Genomic DNA, 20,776 nt, shown 5'->3' on the forward strand with positions numbered 1-20,776 from the left:
GGCATGCCGCCGACCCTCCAGCCCCCCTGGCAGCGGACCCTGGCCACGCTTGCCGTGGTCCTCGGCGCCGCCGTGCTCGCGGGACTGGCCGTGGGCCATCCGTGGCCGGCGCTGGCACTGGCGGCGCTGGCGCTGCTGGCCGCGCACCTGCTGCGCCTGCGCCGGATCTCGTACCTGCTCGAAGCGCGCGTGCGCCTGCCGCCACCGCGGTCGGGCGGCGGCGCCTGGGCCAACGTCGAGCGCCTGCTGCACCGCGCGCGCGCCGAAGTGCGCGGCCGCGAGCGCCGGCTGGTGGAGATGATGCGCGCCTACCGCGCCGTCGCCACCGCCCTGCCGGACGCGCTGGTGGTGGTGGATCGCAACACCCAGCGCCTGATCTGGTGCAACGCCGGCGCCGACCGCCTGCTCGGCCTCGACTATCCACGCGACAAGGGCGCCAGCCTGGTCGAACGGCTGCAGCCGCTGCCGATCTCGCACTGGCTCAGCGCCGGTCGCCACGCCGAACCCATCGTCGACGCCGCCTCGCCCGCCGACCCGGCGATCCGCATCAGCCTGCGCCTGATCCCCTACTCCGACGCGCTGTGGCTGCTGGTGGCGCGCGACGTCGGCAAGCTGATGCGCCTGGAGCAGGTGCGCCGGGACTTCGTCGCCAACGTCTCGCATGAACTGCGCACGCCGTTGACCGTGGTCCATGGCTACCTCGACATGCTCGACCCCGCCGACAACGAGGAATGGGAGCCGATCATTGGCGAGATGCGGCGGCAGTCGCAGCGCATGACCCAGCTGGTCGAGGACCTGCTGGCGCTGTCGCGGCTGGAGGCGCAGGACGCGCTGGAGGACGAGGACGTGGCCATGGGGCCGATGCTGTCCACCCTGCGCCGCGAGGCAGAGGCGCTCAGCCAGGGCCGGCACGCGATCGTGGTCGAGGACCTGGCCGGCGTCGACCTGCTCGGCTCCAGCCGCGAACTGCACAGCGCGTTCTCCAACCTGGTCGCCAATGCCGTGCGCTACACCCCGAGCGGGGGCCGCATCGTGGTGCGCTTCGCCCCGTCCGAAGGCGGCGGTGCGACGCTGTCGGTGGAGGACAGCGGCTACGGCATCCCCGAGTCGCATATTTCGCGGCTGACCGAGCGCTTCTACCGCGTCTCGAGCAGCCGCACCCGCGAGACCGGCGGCACCGGCCTCGGGCTCGCCATCGTCAAGCACGTGCTGCAGCTGCATCAGGCCCGCCTGGACATCACCAGCGAGGTCGGCCGCGGCAGCACCTTCACCTGCAGCTTCGGCGCGGACCGCATCGTCCAGCGCGGAAAGGATCCCCATGAGCACCCGCAAGACCAGCACGCCTCCAGGCAGGGCGCCTAGCCCGCGCACGCGCCGCGCGAAGGCCCCGGCCGACGCCGCCTCGCCCGTCGTGGCCGCGCAGCCGCAGGCCGAGGATCTCCTGCGCGATCCTTCGCTCTACCTCAACCGCGAGCTGTCGCAGCTCGACTTCAACTTCCGCGTGCTCGCACAGGCGCGCGACGCCACGATCCCGCTGCTCGAGCGCCTGCGCTTCCTGTGCATCTCCTGCACCAACCTCGACGAGTTCTTCGAGATCCGCGCCGCGACCGTGCGCCACGCGCAGGACTTCGACGTGCCGCTGGCGCCCGACGGCCTGTCGCCGGTGACCGTGCTGCGCCGCATCCACGAGCGCACCGCCGAGCTGGTGGACGCGCAGTACGCCTGCTGGAACGACGTCCTGCGCCCGGCGCTGGCCGATGCCGGCATCCGCGTGCTGGCGCGCGAAACCTGGAACGCACGCCAGCGGCGCTGGCTGCGCGCCTATTTCCGCGAAGAGATCCTGCCGGTGCTGTCGCCGCTGGGCCTGGACCCGGCCCATCCGTTCCCCAAGATCCTCAACAAGTCGCTCAACCTGGTGGTGGTGCTCAAGGGCCGCGATGCGTTCGGCCGCAGCGGCCACCTGGCCATCGTCCGCGCGCCGCGCTCGCTGCCGCGCATCATCCGCCTGCCGCAGCGCGTCTCCGGCGGCGAGCACGACTTCGTGTTCCTCTCGGCGATGCTGTCCGAATTCGTCGAGGACCTGTTCCCGGGCATGGCCGTGCGCGGTGCCTACCAGTTCCGCGTCACCCGCAACTCCGAGCTGATCGTCGACGAGGACGAGGTCGAGAACCTGGCGCTGGCGCTGCGCGACGAGCTGGTCGGCCGCGGCTACCTGCGCGCGATGCGCCTGGAGATCGCCGCCGACTGCCCGGAACCGATCGTGCGCGACCTTCTGCGCAACTTCGACCTGCCGGACAACGCGGTCTACCGCATCAACGGGCCGGTGAATCTCAACCGGGTCATCCAGGTCTACAACGAGGCCGACCGGCCGGAGCTCAAGTTCCCGCCCTTCCAGCCGCGCCAGCTGGCCGGCAGCGACGCCATGTTCGAGCGCCTCGCCGCCGGCGACGTGCTGCTCCACCATCCGTTCGACGCGTTCACCCCGGTGCTGGAACTGCTCAAGCAGGCGGCGTCCGATCCGGGCGTGCTGGCGATCAAGCAGACGCTGTACCGCACCGGGCGCGACTCGCCGATCGTCGAGCACCTGGTGCAGGCCGCGCGCAACGGCAAGGACGTGACCGTGGTGGTCGAACTGCGCGCGCGCTTCGACGAGGAGGCCAACCTCGGCCTCGCCGACCGCCTGCAGGACGCCGGCGTGCAGGTGGTCTACGGCGTGGTCGGCTACAAGACCCACGCCAAGATGCTGCTGGTGGTGCGCCGCGAGGGCCGCCGCCTGCGCCGCTACGTGCACATGGGCACCGGCAACTACCACAGCGGCACCGCGCGCGCGTACACCGACCTCAGCCTGATGACCGCCGATCCCGACATCGGCAGCGACGTGCACCAGATCTTCCAGCAGATCTCCGGCCTGGCGCCCGCGATCCGCCTGGAGCGCCTGCTGCAGTCACCGTTCACCCTGCACGACGGCGTGCTGGAGCGCATCGAGCGCGAGGCGCGCCTGGCCGCCAGCGGGCGCCCGGCGCGCATCATCGCCAAGATGAACGCCCTCAACGAGCCGCAGGTGGTGCGCGCGCTGTACGCGGCCTCGCAGGCCGGCGTGCAGATCGACCTCATCGTGCGCGGCGCCTGCACCCTGCGTCCCGGCGTGCCGGGGGTCTCGGACAACATCCGCGTGCGCTCGATCGTGGGCCGCTTCCTCGAGCACACCCGCGTGTACTGGTTCGGCAACGACGGCGCGCCGGAGACCTGGTGCGCGAGCGCCGACTGGCTCGAACGCAACCTGCTGCGCCGGGTCGAGACCTGCTTCCCGATCCTCGACCCCGCGATCGCGGCGCGCGTCTTTCGCGAAGCGCTGCAGACCTACCTCGACGACAACACCAACGCCTGGGAACTGCAGGCCGACGGCAGCTACGTGCAGGTGTCCCCGGCCGACGGCGAAGCGCCGCATTCGGCGCAGTCGGCGCTGCTGGCGGGGATCTGCGGATGAGCCCCGCGGTCGCCGCGGCGTCGCAGAGCCAGCCCTTGGCCGACGGCGACATGCTCGCCGCCATCGACCTCGGCTCCAACAGCTACCACATGGTCGTGGCCCGCTACACGCTGGGCCAGCTGCGCATCGTCGACCGCCTGCGCGAGACCGTGCGCATGGCCGAAGGCCTCGATGCGCGCGGCGGCCTCGAGGCCGAGGTGCGGCAGCGCGCGCTGCAATGCCTGGCGCGCTTCGGCCAGCGGATCCGCGACATCCCGCCGCACCGCGTGCGCGCGGTGGCGACCAACACCGTGCGCCGGCTGGCGGCGCCGCAGGCCTTCCTGATGCCGGCCGAAACCGCGCTCGGGCATGCGATCGAAGTGGTCGCCGGCCGCGAGGAGGCGCGCCTGGTCTACCTCGGCGTCGCGCAGGCGCAGCCGCCCAAGCCGGGCCACCGCCGCCTCGTGCTCGACATCGGTGGCGGCTCGACCGAATGCATCATCGGCCGCGGCTTCGAGACGCTCGAACGCGAGAGCGTGCAGCTCGGCGCCGTCGCCGGCACGCTGCGCTACTTCGGCAACGGCCGGCTGTCGCGGCGCAAGTGGCGCGACGCGCTGATCGAGGCATCGGTGGAGTTCCAGCAGTTCGCCGCGACCTATCGCAGCCTCGGCTGGCAGGAGGCGGTCGGCGCCTCGGGCACCAACAAGGCGATAGGCGAGATCTGCGCGGCGATGAAGCTCACCAAGGGCGCGATCACCGCCGAGGCCCTGCCCGTGGTGCGCGACGCGCTGCTGCGCGCCGGCCACGTCGACGACATCGACCTGCCGGGGCTGTCGGCCGAACGCCGGCCGATCATCGCCGGCGGGCTGCTGGTGCTGGAAGCGGCGTTCACCAGCCTCGGCCTGCAGCGCATGATGGTCAGCAAGGCGGCGCTGCGCGAAGGCGTGCTCCACGACCTGGTCGGCCGCGCCGGCGACCAGGACCCGCGCGAGGCCTCGGTCGACGCGCTGGTGCAGCGCTACGGCATCGACGTGGCGCAGGCGCTGCGCGTCGAGGCCAGCGCGCTGCGGCTGTTCGACCTGGTGGCACCCGCCTGGCAGCTGACACCCGACGACCGCCTCATGCTGTCCTGGGCCGCGCGCCTGCACGAGCTCGGCCTCACCATCGCGCACAGCCAGTACCAGGTCCACGGCGCCTACATCCTTGCGCACTCCGACATCGCGGGGTTCTCGCGCCAGGAGCAGGAGTTCCTGGCCGCACTGGTGCGCGCGCACCGGCGCAAGGTGCCGAAGAACGTGTTCGAGGCCCTGCCCGACCGCCTGCTGCCGGCGGCGCGACAGCTCTCGGTCCTGCTGCGGCTGGCCGTGCTGCTGCACCGTGGCCACGAGAGGCCCGAGATCCCCGGCCTCGATGCCGTGGCCCGCGGGGCCACGCTGGAGCTTCGCCTGCCCGCCCGCTACCTCGATGAACGCCCGCTGCTGCAGGCGGATCTCGCGGGCGAACCGGCCGAGATCCCGGCGCTGGGCATCACGCTGCGCATCGGCTGACGCGCACCATCCGCCACCGTATCGAGCGGTGCTATGCTCCGGCGATCCATTCCGGAGACAGCAATGGGTCGTCGAATCACCGTCCTGGTCCTGTCGCTGGTCGTCGCGCTGGCGGCGGCCTGCTCCAGCGGTCCCGCGCGCCGCGTGTCCGAACCCGCCGCAAGCATCCAGGAGCTGGCCGTGCAGGCCGACGGCAGCTGGTCGATCAGCCTGCGCCTGCAGAACTACAGCAGCGTGCCGATGCGCTTCGACGCGATCGACCTCCAGGTCACCGTCGGCGGCCAGGCCGCGGGCACGCTGGCCGACGCACCCGCGCTGGAGATCGGGCCGGAGTCGGCCGACGTGGTCGCCGTGCGCATGCAGCCCGCATCCGGCGCCCGCATGCTGCTGGCCGACACGCTCGCCGCCGGCCGCGGCGTCGACTACGCACTGGACGGCACCATCAGCGCGGCCCCCGCCGACCGCGGCAACGCCCGCAGCTACCCCGTGAAGCGCAAGAGCGCGCTGAGCCCCGCCCCGGGCCTGGCAGGCGTGCTGCGCTGAGCGCGTCCCCCATCGCAGACAGACAGGATCCTCCCTGCCCATGAGCCAGTACACCGCCCCGCTTGCCGACTTCCGCTTCGTCCTCGACGACGTGCTCGACGCGCAGGCGCAGTTCGCCCGGCTGGGCCATGCCGACGCCACGCCCGACGTGATCGACGCCGTGCTCGAGGAAGCCGCGCGCTTCAGCGGCAGCGTGCTCGCGCCGCTCAACGCCGTCGGCGACCAGCAGGGCTGCCGCCACGACCCCGCCACCGGCGACGTCACCACGCCCGAGGGCTTCAAGGCCGCCTATGCGCAGTACGTCGACGGCGGCTGGCCGGGCCTCACCGCCGCGCCGGAGCACGGCGGCCAGGGCCTGCCGCACCTGGTCGGCACCGTCGTGAGCGAGATGATCAACGGCGCCAACCTGGCCTGGGGCAACTTCCCGCTGCTCTCGCACGGCGCGGTGGAAGCGCTGCGCCAGCACGGCCAGGACTGGCAGCGCGAGGTGTTCCTCAAGCCGCTGATCGAAGGCCGCTGGACCGGCACCATGTGCCTCACCGAGCCGCACTGCGGCACCGACCTCGGCCTGCTGCGCACCCGCGCCGAGCCCGTCGGCGACGATGCCTACGCGATCACCGGCACCAAGATCTTCATCACCGCCGGCGAGCACGACTTCACCGACAACATCATTCACCTGGTGCTGGCCAAGCTGCCCGACGCACCGGCGGGCGCCAAGGGCATCTCGCTGTTCGTGGTGCCGAAGTTCAAGGTGGCGCGCGACGGCAGCGTCGGCGAGCGCAACGCGGTGCGCTGCGGCTCGATAGAACACAAGATGGGCATCAAGGGCTCGGCCACCTGCGTGATGAACTTCGACGGCGCCCAGGGCTGGCTGGTCGGCGAGGCGCACGGCGGGCTCAAGGCCATGTTCACCATGATGAACTCCGCGCGCCTGGGCGTCGGCCTGCAGGGCATCGGCCTGTCCGAGCGTGCGTACCAGAACGCGCTGCGCTATGCGCGCGAGCGCCTGCAGTCGCGCGCGCTCAGCGGCCCGAAGCGCCCCGACAAGCCGGCCGACCCGATCATCGTCCACCCCGACGTGCGTCGCATGCTGCTGTCGGTGAAGGCGCTGACCGAAGGCAGCCGCATGCTGGCGATGCACGCCGGCAGCCTGCTCGACGCCGCCAGCCACGCCGACGACGCGGCCGAACGCGAGCGCGCCGAGACCCTGGTGAGCTTCCTCACCCCGATCTCCAAGGCCTGCCAGACCGAATGGGGCATCGAGAACACCTACAACGCCCTGCAATGCTTCGGCGGCCATGGCTACATCGCCGAGCACGGCATGGAGCAGCTGGCGCGCGACGCCCGCATCACCACGCTCTACGAAGGAACCACGGGCATCCAGGCGCTGGACCTGGCCGGACGCAAGACCGCGTCCTCGCGCGGCGCCGGCCTGAAGCTGTTCCTGGCCGAGGTCGAAGCCTTCTGCGCGGCGCACGAAGGCGACGGCGAGCTGGCAGCGGACATCGCCACCCTGCGCGCGAAGTGCGTCGAGTGGAGCGAACTCACCACCGGGATGCTGCAGGCGGCGGCGGGCAACCCCGACGAACTCGGCGCGGCTTCCTGGGACTATCTCTTCTATTCCGGCTACGTGGTGCTGGCGTACTGGTGGCTGCGCGCGCGCGCGGCCGCCCGGGACTCGTCGATGCCTGCGGCGTTCAAGGACGCCAAGCGCGAGGCGGCGCGGTTCTACTTCGCCCGCATCCTGCCGCGCACGCTGGCCCATGCCGAGGCGATCCGCGCCGGCGCCGGCCCGCTGATGGCGCTCGACGCCGACAGCTTCGGCGACTGAGGCCGCGCCGCTACACAAGCTGTCACCATGGGCGTATAAGCTGTTGTTCCCATGGAACCCGACAGAGCGCGGCTACGCCTTGTCAGCGGCATTGAACCCCCGGCAGCGCCGGCGTCCCGGCAGGTGGCCGGCACGGGGGTCCCGGCGCTGGGACGCGTGCGCCTGCTGGCCTTGGATGCACACGGGCGCGCCCTCGACTGGATGAGCTGGCAGGAAGCCACCTGCCTCTACGTGCGCGGCGCGGTGGCCTGGACCCTCGGCCAGCCCTGCCTGTCGGTGCGCGGCGGCACCAGCCGCGCGACCGGCCTGCGCAGCCTGGTGGAACTGCATCCGATCGTGGCCGCGCGCGGCCATGCCCACGCCCGGGCCATCGACCCCACGCCGGCGCTGACCAACAGCGCGCTGTTCGCACGCGACCAGCACCTGTGCATGTACTGCGGACAGGGCCATCCCCGCCAGCAACTCACCCGCGACCACGTGCATCCGGTCTCGCGCGGCGGCGCCGACATCTGGGAGAACGTGGTCACCGCCTGCTTCGCCTGCAACTCGCGCAAGGGCAACCGGACGCCCACGCAGGCTTCGATGCCGCTGCTGGCGGTGCCGTACCGCCCGAGCTGGATCGAGCACCTGATCCTCTCCAACCGCAACATCCTGGCCGACCAGATGGCGTTCCTGTCCAGCCAGCTGCCGAAGCGCCGCAGGCACTGAGCACGGCAGCGCCGCAGTTCGCAGCGCAAGCGCGACAGACGTCACCAAACAACGCCACGAGTGACGCGCAGCAGCCGGAACTGCCGCGCAGCGCGCGTTGACGCAGGTGGCGGCCTCCGCAACACTCCTCCGACTCACCACCGTCGGGAATGCCGCGCGATGTCCTTGACCCTCGGCCTGACCGGGATGGATCCAGCTACCGAAGCCGCCCTCAAGGCCGCGTTCCTGGAAGCCAACGCGCGCCTCGGCGATCGCTGGTCGCTGGTCCCCGATGCGGAAGCCGGCCATGTCGTGGTCGACATGGACAGCATGTACGGCCCGATGAGCTGGCTGCGGCTGCACGCCGCCGGCCGCCACGTGATCGGACTGACCTCGGCGCCGCGGACGCAGACCGACTTCCGGCTGGGCCGCCCCTTCGACGTCGAGCAGCTGATGCAGCTGCTGGCCGAGGTGGCGCGCGCCGCAGGGATCGAACTGCAGGCCGCTGGCGAAGCGCCGCCGGCCGCGGACGCCACCCGGGCCACGGCACCGCCAGCCGACGCGGCGATCGCAACGGAGGCGACCACCGCGCCCGCGGCGGCACCCGAAGTCGAACCCGTTCCGGATCCGGCGGCGACCTCCGGTTCCGGGCACGCCGTACACGAGTCCTCGGTTCCCGAAGCTCCGACTCCGAACCCGGCCCCAGCATCCGAGGCCGAGGCCGAGCGAGAGTCCGCGTCCGCTCCCGCACTGGACCCCGCCCCCACCGCTGCGGACGAGCCCGCACCACACGCCGCACCCGCGGCCGTCGCGGCCACCGAAGCCGGACGCGACCTCGCGGCCTGGCTTCAGCCGGGCGCACTTGCCGGGCGCGTGCGCTGCCGCGGCGCCGATGGCACCGTGCTGCTGATCGATGCGGGCGCGGACACCTGGCACGGGCCGACGGCCCTGAAGCCGGTGGCCGGATGCTTCGAAGGCGTCATCGCCGCAGACGAACTCGAGAGGGTCGACGATGCCACTTGGCTGCGCGAATCCGCGGCCGCCGGTGCCCCGCAGCCCCTGTCCCGCCTGCGCTGGCTGGGTGGCCTGCTCGCGGGCAAGGGCGAGCTGCTGCCCGGCTTCAGCGCCTCCGACCGCTTCCAGCTCAACAAGTGGCCGCAGACCGAGCGCGAATACCCGCGCCACTTCCGCATCGCCACCCAGATGATGAAGGGCCCGGCGACGCTGTCCGAGATCGCGCAGGCCAGCGGCGTGCCCGAATCGGACGTGGCCGACTTCATCAACGCCAACCTCGCCACCGGCTTCGCCGAACCCGCCGTCGAAGCGCCGCCCGTGGCCGAGGAGCCGGCCAGGGCGCGCGTCGGGCTGCTGGGCCGCCTGCGCAACCGCTGAACAGGCTCGACGGCGCCCCGGCGGCGCACATGCGCCGCGGTACGCCGCACCGTCTTACAATGCGCGGATGATCGACTCCACGCGCCATCCGCGCCTCGCGCGCATCGACAGCCCGGCCCGCCTCCGCGAATTCGACGAAGCGGAACTGCCCGCGATCGCCGACGAACTGCGCGCCTACCTCATCGAATCCGTCGGCCGCAGCGGTGGCCACTTCGGCGCCGGCCTGGGCGTGGTCGAGCTGACCACGGCCCTGCACTACCTCTACGACACGCCCCGCGACCGCATCGTCTGGGACGTCGGCCACCAGGCCTATCCGCACAAGATCCTGACCGGCCGCCGCGACGCCATCCACACGGTGAAGCAGAAGGACGGCATCGCGCCGTTCCCCAAGCGCGAGGAAAGCGAGTACGACACCTTCGGAGTCGGCCATTCCTCGACCAGCATCTCGGCGGCGCTGGGCATGGCGATCGCATCGGCGCGCGCCGGCGACGACCGCCGCGTGGTCGCCGTGATCGGCGACGGCGCGATGACTGCGGGCATGGCCTACGAAGCGCTGAACCACGCCGGCGGCATGGAGCCCGAGCCCGACATCCTGGTGATCCTCAACGACAACCGGATGTCGATCAGCGAGAACGTCGGCGGCCTGACCAAGATGCTCGGCCGCGCCACCGGCAGCCAGACGCTCAACGCGCTGCGCGAAGGCGGCAAGAAGCTGCTCGGCGACAGGAACGGGCCGCCCGCGCGCTTTGTGCGCCGCTGGGAAGAGCACTGGAAGGGCATGCTGCTGCCGTCCACCCTGTTCGAGGAGATGGGCTTCCACTACACCGGCCCGATCGACGGCAACGACATGAAGGCGCTGGTCTCGGCGCTGAAGGTCGTGCGTGGCATGAAGGGCCCACAGTTCCTGCATGTCATCACCACCAAGGGCAAGGGCTACGAGCGCGCCGAGGGCGACCAGATCGGCTACCACGCGGTCTCGCCCTTCGATCCCGACCAGGGCGTGGTGGCCAGGCCCGGCGCGGTGAAGAAGCCCACCTACACCGACGTCTTCGGCGACTGGCTGTGCGACATGGCCGCCGCCGACCCGAAGCTCATGGGCATCACCCCGGCGATGCGCGAAGGCTCGGGCCTGGTGCGCTACTCGAAGGAGTTCCCGGAGCGCTATTTCGACGTCGCCATCGCCGAGCAGCACGCGGTGACGCTCGCCGCCGGCATGGCCTGCGAGGGCGCGAAGCCGGTGGTCGCGATCTATTCCACCTTCCTCCAGCGCGGCTATGACCAGCTGGTGCACGACGTCGCGATCCAGAACCTCGACGTGCTGTTCGCGATCGACCGCGGCGGCGTGGTCGGGCCGGACGGCGCAACGCACGCCGGCAACCTCGACCTGAGCTACCTGCGCTGCGTGCCGAACATGGTGGTGATGGCGCCGGCCGACGAGAACGAGTGCCGGCAGATGCTGTCCACCGGCTTCCGCTTCGAAGGCCCGGCCGCGGTGCGCTATCCGCGCGGCAGCGGCCCCGGCATCGCAGCCGACGCTTCGCTCGACACCCTGCCGATCGGCAAGGCGCAGCTGCGCCGCCAAGGCACGGGCATCGCGCTGCTGGCCTTCGGCGCCACGGTGCCGGCCGCCGAGGCGGTGGGCGCCGAGCTCGGCCTGACCGTGGTCAACATGCGCTTCGTGAAGCCGCTCGACCGCGAGCTGCTGCTGGAGCTGGCGCGCACGCACGAAGGCTTCGTGACCATCGAGGACAACGTGGTCGCCGGAGGTGCCGGCTCGGGCGTCTCCGAACTGCTGGCCGCCGAGCGCGTGCTGCTGCCGGTGCTGCACCTCGGCCTGCCCGACGCCTTCCAGCACCACGCCAGCCGCGAGGACCTGCTGGCCGAGGCCGGCATCGACGCCGCGGGCATCCGCGCCGCAGTGCTCGACCGCTGGCCGCAGGCCGGCCAGGCCGACGCCGCGGGCCCTCGCAGCGCGGCGGGCTGAGGTTTTCCGCGGGGCCTATACTCCCGGCATCCGGCGCGCCGCTGCCCGGCGGCCGACCGGGGGGAGGGCCAGGTGAACACAGGACCATCGGGCACGGAGGCCGCGCAGGCGACGGTCTTCAGCTCGCCACGCGCACGCGCCGCGCTGCCCAGGCGCATCTATCGCTATCGCATGCTCGGCATGGGGCTGGGCGCGCTTGCGATGGCGATGGTGCTCTGGGAGCTCCAGGCCGGGCCGCTGCGCTGGATCCTGTGCGCGCTCACCGGCCTGGCCTGGCCGCACCTCGCCTACCAGCTCGCGAAGCGGAGCGCCGATCCGTTCAAGGCCGAACAGCGGAATCTGCTGGCCGATTCCGCGATCGCCGCGTTCTGGGTGCCGCTGATGCACTTCAACCTGCTGCCCAGCGTGCTGCTGCTGGCGCTGTCGGCCGCCGACAAGGTCAACTCCGACGTGCCCGGGATCTTCCGCCGCACGCTTCCGGTCTCCGTGGCCGCACTGCTGGCCGGCGGCCTGGCGACCGGCTTCGCCTTCGAGCCGGCCTCCAGCACCGCCGTGATCCTGGCCTGCCTGCCGATGCTGCTGATCCACACCGGGCTGGTCAGCCTCGGGCGGCAGCAGCTGGTGCGCAAGGTGGTGCAGAAGAACCGCGAGCTTGACCTGCTCGGCCGCGTCGACCGGGTCACCGGCCTGGCGCTGCGTGGCCACTGGGAGCGCGACGCCGCCCTGGCGCTGCACGATGTCCACGCACTGGACCGCCCCGCGACCCTGCTGCTCATCGACGTGGACGGCTTCAAGCGCGTCAACGACGACAGCGGCCACCTCGCCGGTGACGCCCTGCTGCGCGCCGCCGGTGCCGCCTTGCGCACGCTGCTGCGCCCGGGCGACATCGCCGGCCGCTATGGCGGCGACGAGTTCGCCGTGGTCTGTCCCGCCACCGGACTCGAGGAGGCCGCCCGGCTGGCCGAAGCCTACCGGGCCGCGGTCGAGACGATCGTGCTCGCGGAGGCGCCGGACCACGGGCACTCCGTGAGCATCGGCATCGCACTGGCGGGCCGCGGACACGCGCGCATCGAGGACTGGATCCACGAGGCGGACGCTGCGCTTTACGAGGCCAAGCGCAGCGGTCGCAACCGCCTGGTGCTGTCGCCGGGGGAAGCACTGGGCGCGACCGGCTGAGGTTGGCCGCAGACGTTCCAGGGCGCTTCGATGGCATGGCCACGGGCCGCCAGCTTCTCCAGCATCCCGTCCGCGCCGGGCAGATGGTGCATCGGCAGCATCGCGAAGCTGGACGGGTGCTCGGCCAGCGCCGCATCCACCGGAAAGCACGAAGCCCGCGCGAGGCGGGCTTCGTGTTCGAGATGGTCGGGGTAGCCGGATTCGAACCGACGACCACTTGTCCCCCAGACAAGTGCGCTACCAGGCTGCGCTATACCCCGGTCGGAGAATTATAGCCGCCGCGGCGCCCCGATGGGAGCCGCGCGGCATCGAAACTTTCACCGTGCTCAGCGCCGCAGCAGCTGCAGCACGTCCTCCAGCTCCATCCGCACCTGGCGGACGATCTGGGTGCTGAGCGCGGATTCCTGGCGGGCGTCCTCGCCCTCCAGGCGCAGGCGCGCGCCGCCGATGGTGTAGCCCTGCTCGTACAGCAGGCCGCGGATCTGGCGCACCATCAGCACGTCGTGGCGCTGGTAGTAGCGGCGGTTGCCGCGGCGCTTGACCGGGCTGAGGCTGGGGAACTCGGTTTCCCAGTAGCGCAGCACGTGCGGCTTGACGTCGCAGAGCTCGCTGACCTCGCCGATGGTGAAGTAGCGCTTGGCCGGGATCGGCGGGAGTTCGCGGTTGCTGCCGGGGTCAAGCATGGGTGCCTCCCGCGTACGCTTCCACGCGTTCCTTGAGCTTCTGGCCGGGGCGGAAGGTGACCACGGTACGGGCCGAGATCGGGATCTCCTCGCCGGTCTTGGGATTGCGGCCGGGGCGCTGGTTCTTGCGGCGCAGGTCGAAGTTGCCGAAGCCCGACAGCTTGACCTGGCGGCCGCCCTGCAACGCCTCGCGCAGCGCGTCGAAAAACGCGTCGACGAACTCCTTCGCCTCGCGCTTGTTCAGGCCGACCTCCACGTAGAGCCGCTCAGCCATTTCAGCCTTCGTCAACGCCATGCCGCCAGTCTCCTCAGCCCCTGATCCGCGCTCCATGCGCGACCGCGACGGCATCGGTGACCGAGGCCACCACCGCATCCACGTCGCGGTCGACCAGCGTGCGCGATGCGTCCTGCAGAATCAAGCCCATGGCGACACTCTTGAATCCTGTTTCCACGCCTTTCCCGGCGTAGACGTCGAACAGGTGCAGGGCCTTCAGGAAGGGGCCGGCCGCCGCCGAGGCGGTCGCTTCCAGCTCCCCCCAGGACACGCTGTCGGCGACGATGAACGCGAGGTCGCGGCGCACCGAGGGGAACTTCGACAGCGTGCCCGCCCGCGGCAGCGCGCGCGCGGTGATGGCGGTCAGGTCGAGCTCGAAGGCCACCACCGGATGGTCGAGGTCGAGCGCCTGCTGAAGCCGCGGATGGAGTTCGGCGATCGCACCCACCACCCTACCGTCGCGCAGCACCTCGGCGGCGCGCCCCGGATGTGCCCACGACGGCGCGGCGGCGCGGAACTCCAGCCGTGCACCCGACAGCGCGGCCAGTGCCTCGAGGTCGCCCTTGAGATCGTGGAAGTCGACCCGGCGCGCGGGCACGCCCCACTGCTCCGCCAGGGCGTCACCGCTGGCGACGGCCGCGATGCGCGGGGTTTCCAGCGGGGCTTCGCCAGCCCGGGCGCTGAACACCTTGCCGAGTTCGAACAGGCGCACGCGCCCCTGCTGGCGCGCGGCGTTGCGCGCCAGCGCGTCGACCAGCCCTGGCAGCAGGCGCGGACGCATCACGCCGAGTTCGGCGCTGAGCGGGTTGGCCAGCGGCACCAGGGCCTCGTCGGCCTGCCAGCGCGCGAGCAGCGTGGCGTCGACGAAGGCGTAGTTGATCGCTTCCAGGTAGCCGCGTCCGGCCAGCGCGCGGCGCAGGTCGCGCTCGGGCACGCGGCCTTCGGTCGGCGCCACCAGGCGCGTGGCACCGCCGGGCAGCGTGGTCGGGATGGCGTCGTAGCCGTGGATGCGCGCGATTTCCTCGACGAGGTCCTCCTCGATCGCGAGGTCGAAGCGGCGGGTCGGGGCGGTGACCGTCCAGCCTTCGGCCGTGGCCTCCACGCCCAGGCCCAGCGCGCGCAGGATGCGCTCGACTTCGGCATCGGCGATGTCCACGCCCAGCACGCGGGCGAGGCGGGCGCGGCGCAGCACGATCTTCGCCGGGCGCGGCAGCGCCTCGGGCAGCACGGCCTCGGTGACCGGACCCGGCGAGCCGCCGGCGATGTCGAGGACGAGCTTCGTGGCGTACTCGATCGCGGTGCGCGGCAGCTCCGGGTCGACGCCGCGCTCGAAGCGGTGGCCGGCATCGGTGTGCAGGCCCAGGCGGCGGCCGCGGCCGATGATCGCGGCCGGGGCGAAGTGCGCAGCCTCGAGGAAAACCGTGCGGGTCGCATCGGTCACGCGGGTGTCGTGGCCGCCCATCAGGCCGGCCAGCCCGACCGGGCGGTCGGCGTCGGTGATCACCAGGAAGCCGTCGTCGAGCGCGGCCTCGCGCCCATCAAGCAGCTTCAGCGATTCGCCGGCGCGGCCGCGGCGCACGCCCACCGGGCCCTTCAGCAGGCCGCGGTCGTAGGCGTGCATCGGCTGGCCGAGTTCGAGCATCACGTACTGGGTCACGTCCACCAGCAGCGAGACCGGTCGCACGCCGCTGCGGCGCAGGCGCTCGGCCATCCACGCCGGCGTGGCGCGGGCGGCGTCGACGCCCTCGATCACGCGGCCGAGGTAGCGCGGGGCGTGGGCGCCCGCCTCCAGGCGCACGTCGACCGTGGCCTCGCTGGCGGCCGGAACCGGCGCGGCGTCGAGCGCGGCCACTTCGCCACCGCAGGCCGCGGCCACGTCGAAGGCGATGCCGCGGATGCCGAAACAGTCGGCGCGGTTGGGCGTGAGCTTGAGTTCGAAGCTGGCGTCCGGCAGGCCGAGGTAACCGGCCAGCGGCGCGCCGAGGGGCGCGTCGCCGGGCAGCTCGAGCAGGCCCGAGGCGTCGGCGTCGAGGCCGAGCTCCTTCGCCGAGCACAGCATGCCGTTGGATTCGACGCCGCGCAGCTTCGCGGCCTTGATCGTGAGTTCGCCGACCGTGGTGCCGATGGTCGCCAGCGGCGCGACCAGGCCGGGGCGCGCGTTCGGCGCGCCACAGACGATCTGCAGCATGCCGGCGGCCCCGGCATCGACCTGGCAAACCTGCAGGCGGTCGGCCTCGGGATGCTTTTCGGCGGACACGATGCGCGCCACCACCACGCCGTCCAGCGCCTCGCCCAGCGGCGTGACCTCTTCGACCTCCAGGCCGATCGCGGTCAGGGTCGCGGCCAGCCCGTCGCGGGTGGCCGTGGTCGGCACGTGCTGGCGCAGCCAGTTCTCGGAGAATTTCATCGCAACACCCGGTTGTCAGGGTCGAAGGACTGACGCTGGCGCGTCAGGCGAACTGGCGCAGGAAGCGCAGGTCGTTGTCGAAGAAGCTGCGCAGGTCGTCGACGCCATAGCGCAGCATCGCGAAGCGCTCCACGCCCAGGCCGAAGGCGAAGCCGCTGTAGCGCTCGGGGTCGATGCCGACCGCGCGCAGCACGTTCGGATGCACCATGCCGCAGCCCAGGACCTCCAGCCAGCGGGTGCTGCCGTCGGGCTGCGCCCAGGCGATGTCGACTTCGGCCGAGGGCTCGGTGAAGGGGAAGTAGCTCGGGCGGAAGCGCATCTCGAAGTCGCGCTCGAAGAAGGCGCGGACGAATTCCGACAGCGTGCCCTTGAGGTCGGCGAAGCTCGCGTGCTCGTCGACCAGCAGGCCCTCGCACTGGTGGAACATCGGCGTGTGGGTCTGGTCGGAGTCGCTGCGGTAGACCTTGCCCAGCGCGATCATGCGCAGCGGCGGCTGGCCGCCGCGGGCGAGCAGGTCCTGCATGTAGCGCACCTGCACGCCCGAGGTGTGGGTGCGCAGCAGGCGCCCGTCGGGGAAATAGAAGGTGTCGTGCATGGCCCGCGCCGGATGGTGCGGCGGGAAGTTCAGGGCCTCGAAGTTGTGCCAGTCGTCCTCGATCTCGGGGCCGTCGGCGAGCTCGTAGCCCAGGCGTCCGAAGATGTCGGCGATGCGTTCCATGGTCCGGCTGACCGGGTGCAGGCCGCCTGCTTCGCCGTTGCGGCCCGGCAGGGTCACGTCGATGGTTTCGGAGGCCAGGCGGGCGTCGAGCGCGGCGGCGTCGAGCGTTGCCTTGCGCGCGGCCAGCGCCTCGCCGATGGCGTCGCGGGCGCGGTTGATGGCTTCGCCCGCGGCCTTGCGCTGGTCGGCCGGCAGCGCGCCCAGCGACTTCAGCTGCGCGGTGACGCTGCCGCTCTTGCCCAGGAGCGCCACGCGCAGGCCCTCGACGGCGTCGGGGCCCGCGGCTGCGGCGATGTCGGCGAGCGCCTGCTCGCGGATGGATTCGATCTCGGTCATCGGAGCACCATCGGGGGCCCTTTCCCGGGCCGTAAACGAAACATGGGGAAGGACTTGCGCCCTTCCCCATGCGTGTATCGACTGCCTGTGTTCCGCCAAGCGCTCCTGTAGGAGCAGCTATAGCTGCGACCCCGTTCTGGCCATCTTGTCGGTCGCAGCTGTAGCTGCTCCTACAACGTCGGCAGGACGGCGCCGGGCAGGTTTACGCTGCGAGCGCGCCCTTCGCCTTCTCGGCCAGCGCGGCAAAACCCGCCGCGTCGTGCACGGCGATGTCCGCCAGCACCTTGCGGTCGAGGGTGATGCCGGCCTTCATCAGGCCGTTCATGAAGCGGCTGTAGCTCATGCCGTTGATGCGGGCCGCCGCGTTGATGCGGGTAATCCACAGCGAACGGAAGTTGCGCTTCTTCTGCTTGCGGCCGATGTAGGCGTACTGCAGGGCCTTGGTGACGGCCTGCTTGGCGACGCGGAAGACCTTGCGGCGCGCGTTGTAGTAACCCTTGGCCTGCTTGAGGACCTTCTTGTGACGGCGGCGCGCCTGAACGCCACGCTTGACTCGTGCCATGGTTCAGTCCTCCTCAGAGATACGGCAGCATGCGGTCGAGACGACCGGAGTCGCACGCCGGGATGTGGTTCGTCTGGCGGAGGTTGCGCTTACGCTTCGTCGCCTTCTTGGTCAGGATGTGGCTGCGGTTGGCGTGGCCCGCCTTGTACTTGCCGGAAGCGGTCTTCCGGAAGCGCTTGGCCGCGCCCCGATGCGTCTTGATCTTGGGCATTGCTGTGTCCTTGTCGGTATTTCGTACTGGCCCGGGCGGTGGCCTGCGCCACGCTTTCCGTCCTGCCCTTGCCGGTGTGATGGCCGCGGCCCCATGGGAACCGTGGCGGGTCCAACCGGCCCGCGCGCAAGGCACGCGGACCGAGCCGCGCATTATGCACGGCAGGTGGTTCCGTTTGCAAATCAGGGGGTTCGGGCCGCCTGGGCGGCCCACGCGCGCGCGACGGCGCGCGGCGTCACTTCTTCTTCGGCGCGATCATCATGACCATCTGGCGGCCTTCCAGGCGCGGCCGGGACTCGATCACGATGTCCTCGCCGAGATCGGCCTCGATGCGCGCGGCCATGCCGCGGCCCAGCTCCTGGTGGCTCATTTCGCGGCCACGGAAGCGGATGTTGACCTTGATCTTGTCGCCTTCCTCGAGGAACCCGCGCATCTTGCGCAGCTTGATCTGGTAGTCGCCCTCGTCGGTCACCGGACGGAACTTGACTTCCTTGATCTCGACCTGCTTCGACTTCTTCTTGGCCTCGTTGGCGCGCTTCTGCGCCTCGAAGCGGAACTTGCCGAAGTCCATGATCTTGCAGACCGGCGGATCGGCGTTGGGCTGGATCTCGACGAGGTCCAGTCCTTCCTCCTCGGCCATGGCGATGGCTTCGTCGCGCGAAAGCACGCCGACCATCTCGCCGTCCGAGCCGATCACGCGTACGCGGGGGACGCGGATTTCGAGGTTCCTGCGGTTCTGCTTGTCCGGGGTACTGATATTGCAATCTCCGTGGGTGGCACTTCTGGCTGGGCCCATTTCCGGGACCCACGGCACCTGCCGCATGGCAGGCACCGGGCTACATGATACTCAGGGACCCCGCTCCGCGTGCAGACGGGCCGTGAAGTCGGCCAGCGGCATCGAACCCAGGTCTTCCCCTCCGCGCGTGCGTACCGCAACCGCCCCCTGCTCCTTCTCGCGGTCCCCCACCACGAGCAGGTACGGCACGCGCGCGAGCGTGTGCTCGCGAATCTTATAGCCGATCTTCTCGTTGCGCAAATCCGATTCCACCCGGAGCCCTTGATCCGCAAGGGTTTTCCGGACCTCGGCAGCCCAGTCGGCCTGGGCGTCGGTGATGTTCATCACCACCGCCTGGACCGGGGCCAGCCAGGCCGGGAAGGCACCGGCGTGGTGCTCGATCAGGATGCCGATGAAGCGCTCCATCGAACCCACGATGGCGCGGTGCAGCATGACCGGCGTGCGCTTGGCACTGCTCTCGTCGACGTATTCAGCGCCAAGGCGGCCCGGCATCATGAAGTCGACCTGCATCGTGCCCAGCTGCCAGGTGCGGCCGATGGCGTCGCGCAGGTGGTACTCGATCTTGGGGCCGTAGAAGGCGCCCTCGCCCGGCAGCTCCTGCCACTCGACCCCGGCCGCGGACAGTGCGCCGCGCAGGGCGGCCTCGGCCTTGTCCCAGGTGGCGTCGTCGCCCAGGCGCGATTCGGGGCGCAGGGCCAGCTTCACCTGCACGTCGGTGAAGCCGAAATCGGCGTAGACCTTCATGGCCTGGGCGTGGAAGTCGGTGACCTCCTGCTCGATCTGGGCCTCGGTGCAGAACACATGGCCGTCGTCCTGGGTGAAGCCGCGCACGCGCAGGATGCCGTGCAGGGCGCCGGAGGGCTCGTTGCGGTGGCAGCTGCCGAACTCGCCGTAGCGGATCGGCAGGTCGCGGTAGCTGTGCAGGCCCTGGTTGAACACCTGCACGTGGCCCGGGCAGTTCATGGGCTTCACCGCGTAGGTCCGCTTCTCGGACTCGGTGAAGAACATGTTCTCCTTGTAGTTGTCCCAGTGGCCGGACTTCTGCCACAGGCTGACGTCGAGGATCTGCGGGCAGCGCACCTCGCCGTAGCCGCTGGCGCGGTAGACGCCGCGCATGTACTGCTCCACCACCTGCCACAGGGCCCAGCCCTTGGGGTGCCAGAACACCAGGCCCGGGGCCTCTTCCTGCAGGTGGAAAAGCTCCTGCTGCTTGCCGATGCGGCGGTGGTCGCGCTTCTCGGCCTCCTCGATGCGCTGCATGTAGGCCTTGAGCTGCTTGGCATCGGCCCAGGCGGTGCCGTAGATGCGCTGCAGTTGCTCGTTCTTGGCATCGCCGCGCCAGTAGGCGCCGGAGGTCCGCAGCAGCTTGAAGGCCTTCAGGAAGCGCGTGTTGGGCACGTGCGGGCCGCGGCACATGTCCACGTACTCCTGGTGGTGGTACAGGCCCATGGCCGTGACCTCGGGGCCCATGTCCTCGATCAGGCGCAGCTTGTAGTCCTCGCCGCGGGCCTTGAACGTCTCGATCACCTCGTCACGCGGGGTCGTGCGCTTGATGACGTCGTACTCGGTGTCGATCAGCTCGCGCATGCGGGCCTCGATCGCAGCCATGTCCTCCGGCGTGAAGGGCTGGGCGCGCCAGATGTCGTAGTAGAAGCCGTCCTCGATCACCGGGCCGATCACCATCTTGGCGTCCGGGTAGAGCTGCTTGACCGCGTGGCCCACGAGATGGGCGCAGGAGTGGCGGATGATCTCCACGCCCTCCGGGTCCTTCGGGGTGAGGATCTGCAGGCTGGCATCGTGGTCGATGAGGTCGGAGGCATCGACCTGGCGGCCGTCGACCTTGCCGGCCACGGTGGCCTTGGCCAGGCCCGGGCCGATGGACTCGGCGACCTGCATGACGGTGACGGGGGCGTCGAACTCGCGGCGGCTGCCGTCTGGGAGCGTGATCGTGATCATGGCGATGGGGTGTCTGGTGGGTTCGGACCACGGTATTGGCCGAGGCCCGTGGGCATGAAAAAAGGCGCCACGCGGGCGCCTTCCGGAATCGGCCGCGGGCGGGATCAGCAATGGGCGGAGGTAGTGTCCATGTCGCACGCTCGGCCGGCGCGTTGGCGCGGGCCACCTGTCTCCCGGGGATGCGGCCCGATTCTAGCCGAAACCCGG

General features: G+C 71.0%; 17 protein-coding genes and 1 tRNA gene. 9 read left to right on the forward strand and 9 right to left on the reverse strand.

Annotated features, from left to right (window positions below; translation table 11 throughout):
- The first annotated feature begins 3 nt into the window (after positions 1 to 3).
- From phoR to IE168_RS07445, 9 genes are all read left to right on the forward strand, one after another.
- Positions 4 to 1,362 carry a phosphate regulon sensor histidine kinase PhoR gene (gene phoR / locus IE168_RS07405; protein WP_189496753.1) on the forward strand — a complete coding sequence of 453 codons (1,359 nt, stop codon included), beginning with the start codon at positions 4 to 6 and terminating at the stop codon, positions 1,360 to 1,362.
- Positions 1,319 to 3,487 carry a polyphosphate kinase 1 gene (ppk1, locus tag IE168_RS07410; RefSeq protein WP_189496755.1) on the forward strand — a complete coding sequence of 723 codons (2,169 nt, stop codon included), beginning with the start codon at positions 1,319 to 1,321 and terminating at the stop codon, positions 3,485 to 3,487. The genes phoR and ppk1 overlap by 44 nt, the downstream gene beginning before the upstream one ends.
- Complete coding sequence (locus IE168_RS07415; protein ID WP_189496757.1) at positions 3,484 to 5,013, forward strand: Ppx/GppA phosphatase family protein; 1,530 nt, start codon at positions 3,484 to 3,486, stop codon at positions 5,011 to 5,013. The genes ppk1 and IE168_RS07415 overlap by 4 nt, the downstream gene beginning before the upstream one ends.
- A 63-nt stretch (positions 5,014 to 5,076) precedes the next feature.
- The gene (locus IE168_RS07420; protein ID WP_189496759.1) at positions 5,077 to 5,556 is read left to right on the forward strand and encodes an LEA/WHy family protein; all 480 of its coding nucleotides are present in this window, start codon (positions 5,077 to 5,079) and stop codon (positions 5,554 to 5,556) included.
- 40 nt (positions 5,557 to 5,596) lie between these two features.
- Complete coding sequence (locus IE168_RS07425; RefSeq protein ID WP_189496761.1) at positions 5,597 to 7,387, forward strand: acyl-CoA dehydrogenase C-terminal domain-containing protein; 1,791 nt, start codon at positions 5,597 to 5,599, stop codon at positions 7,385 to 7,387.
- 51 nt (positions 7,388 to 7,438) lie between these two features.
- Entirely contained in the window at positions 7,439 to 8,095 is a 657-nt protein-coding gene (locus IE168_RS07430) for an HNH endonuclease (RefSeq protein ID WP_189496763.1), read from the forward strand.
- 159 nt (positions 8,096 to 8,254) lie between these two features.
- Positions 8,255 to 9,466, forward strand: a complete 1,212-nt coding sequence (locus IE168_RS07435) for a hypothetical protein (protein WP_189496765.1) — start codon at positions 8,255 to 8,257, stop codon at positions 9,464 to 9,466.
- Between the two features lie 67 nt (positions 9,467 to 9,533).
- Positions 9,534 to 11,450, forward strand: a complete 1,917-nt coding sequence (gene dxs, locus IE168_RS07440) for a 1-deoxy-D-xylulose-5-phosphate synthase (RefSeq protein WP_189496767.1) — start codon at positions 9,534 to 9,536, stop codon at positions 11,448 to 11,450.
- Positions 11,451 to 11,522: 72 nt separating this feature from the next.
- A complete protein-coding gene (locus IE168_RS07445; RefSeq protein WP_189496769.1) occupies positions 11,523 to 12,626 on the forward strand; it encodes a sensor domain-containing diguanylate cyclase in 1,104 nt (367 codons plus the stop codon).
- A 183-nt stretch (positions 12,627 to 12,809) separates the two neighbouring features.
- Here the strand turns inward: IE168_RS07445 and IE168_RS07450 are convergent.
- The 9 genes from IE168_RS07450 to thrS form a co-directional block, all read right to left on the reverse strand.
- A tRNA-Pro gene (locus IE168_RS07450) sits at positions 12,810 to 12,886 on the reverse strand.
- A 66-nt stretch (positions 12,887 to 12,952) separates the two neighbouring features.
- The gene (locus IE168_RS07455) at positions 12,953 to 13,309 is read right to left on the reverse strand and encodes a MerR family transcriptional regulator (protein ID WP_189496771.1); all 357 of its coding nucleotides are present in this window, start codon (positions 13,307 to 13,309) and stop codon (positions 12,953 to 12,955) included.
- Positions 13,302 to 13,604, reverse strand: coding sequence for an integration host factor subunit alpha (locus IE168_RS07460; protein WP_189496773.1), 303 nt, complete (start codon positions 13,602 to 13,604; stop codon positions 13,302 to 13,304). Before IE168_RS07460 ends, IE168_RS07455 begins: the two co-directional genes overlap by 8 nt.
- Positions 13,605 to 13,617: 13 nt before the next feature.
- On the reverse strand, positions 13,618 to 15,990 hold the full coding sequence (pheT, locus tag IE168_RS07465; RefSeq protein ID WP_189496775.1) for a phenylalanine--tRNA ligase subunit beta: 2,373 nt from the start codon (positions 15,988 to 15,990) through the stop codon (positions 13,618 to 13,620).
- A gap of 43 nt (positions 15,991 to 16,033) precedes the next feature.
- On the reverse strand, positions 16,034 to 17,044 hold the full coding sequence (gene pheS, locus IE168_RS07470) for a phenylalanine--tRNA ligase subunit alpha (protein WP_189496777.1): 1,011 nt from the start codon (positions 17,042 to 17,044) through the stop codon (positions 16,034 to 16,036).
- 202 nt (positions 17,045 to 17,246) lie between these two features.
- A complete protein-coding gene (rplT, locus tag IE168_RS07475; RefSeq protein ID WP_133000809.1) occupies positions 17,247 to 17,606 on the reverse strand; it encodes a 50S ribosomal protein L20 in 360 nt (119 codons plus the stop codon).
- 13 nt (positions 17,607 to 17,619) lie between these two features.
- Positions 17,620 to 17,817, reverse strand: coding sequence for a 50S ribosomal protein L35 (gene rpmI / locus IE168_RS07480; protein WP_055249161.1), 198 nt, complete (start codon positions 17,815 to 17,817; stop codon positions 17,620 to 17,622).
- Between the two features lie 235 nt (positions 17,818 to 18,052).
- Positions 18,053 to 18,613: a translation initiation factor IF-3 gene (infC, locus tag IE168_RS07485; RefSeq protein ID WP_189496780.1), complete on the reverse strand. Its 561-nt coding sequence runs from the start codon at positions 18,611 to 18,613 to the stop codon at positions 18,053 to 18,055.
- 51 nt (positions 18,614 to 18,664) lie between these two features.
- A complete protein-coding gene (gene thrS / locus IE168_RS07490; RefSeq protein WP_189496782.1) occupies positions 18,665 to 20,569 on the reverse strand; it encodes a threonine--tRNA ligase in 1,905 nt (634 codons plus the stop codon).
- Positions 20,570 to 20,776 lie beyond the last annotated feature (207 nt).

Origin of the sequence: Luteimonas padinae (genome assembly GCF_014652935.1) — a bacterium.
GTDB classification, from domain to species: domain Bacteria; phylum Pseudomonadota; class Gammaproteobacteria; order Xanthomonadales; family Xanthomonadaceae; genus Luteimonas; species Luteimonas padinae.

What these genes read in the sequence shown, in the direction of transcription:
- pheS (WP_189496777.1), bottom strand. Translation starts at nt 17,044, where the DNA reads ATGACCGAGATCGAATCCATCCGCGAGCAGGCGCTCGCCGACATCGCC.
- IE168_RS07415 (WP_189496757.1), top strand. Translation starts at nt 3,484, where the DNA reads ATGAGCCCCGCGGTCGCCGCGGCGTCGCAGAGCCAGCCCTTGGCCGAC.
- IE168_RS07430 (WP_189496763.1), top strand. Translation starts at nt 7,439, where the DNA reads ATGGAACCCGACAGAGCGCGGCTACGCCTTGTCAGCGGCATTGAACCC.
- IE168_RS07425 (WP_189496761.1), top strand. Translation starts at nt 5,597, where the DNA reads ATGAGCCAGTACACCGCCCCGCTTGCCGACTTCCGCTTCGTCCTCGAC.
- phoR (WP_189496753.1), top strand. Translation starts at nt 4, where the DNA reads ATGCCGCCGACCCTCCAGCCCCCCTGGCAGCGGACCCTGGCCACGCTT.
- rpmI (WP_055249161.1), bottom strand. Translation starts at nt 17,817, where the DNA reads ATGCCCAAGATCAAGACGCATCGGGGCGCGGCCAAGCGCTTCCGGAAG.
- IE168_RS07420 (WP_189496759.1), top strand. Translation starts at nt 5,077, where the DNA reads ATGGGTCGTCGAATCACCGTCCTGGTCCTGTCGCTGGTCGTCGCGCTG.
- ppk1 (WP_189496755.1), top strand. Translation starts at nt 1,319, where the DNA reads ATGAGCACCCGCAAGACCAGCACGCCTCCAGGCAGGGCGCCTAGCCCG.
- IE168_RS07435 (WP_189496765.1), top strand. Translation starts at nt 8,255, where the DNA reads ATGTCCTTGACCCTCGGCCTGACCGGGATGGATCCAGCTACCGAAGCC.
- infC (WP_189496780.1), bottom strand. Translation starts at nt 18,613, where the DNA reads ATGGGCCCAGCCAGAAGTGCCACCCACGGAGATTGCAATATCAGTACC.
- IE168_RS07455 (WP_189496771.1), bottom strand. Translation starts at nt 13,309, where the DNA reads ATGCTTGACCCCGGCAGCAACCGCGAACTCCCGCCGATCCCGGCCAAG.
- dxs (WP_189496767.1), top strand. Translation starts at nt 9,534, where the DNA reads ATGATCGACTCCACGCGCCATCCGCGCCTCGCGCGCATCGACAGCCCG.
- IE168_RS07460 (WP_189496773.1), bottom strand. Translation starts at nt 13,604, where the DNA reads ATGGCGTTGACGAAGGCTGAAATGGCTGAGCGGCTCTACGTGGAGGTC.
- rplT (WP_133000809.1), bottom strand. Translation starts at nt 17,606, where the DNA reads ATGGCACGAGTCAAGCGTGGCGTTCAGGCGCGCCGCCGTCACAAGAAG.
- pheT (WP_189496775.1), bottom strand. Translation starts at nt 15,990, where the DNA reads ATGAAATTCTCCGAGAACTGGCTGCGCCAGCACGTGCCGACCACGGCC.
- thrS (WP_189496782.1), bottom strand. Translation starts at nt 20,569, where the DNA reads ATGATCACGATCACGCTCCCAGACGGCAGCCGCCGCGAGTTCGACGCC.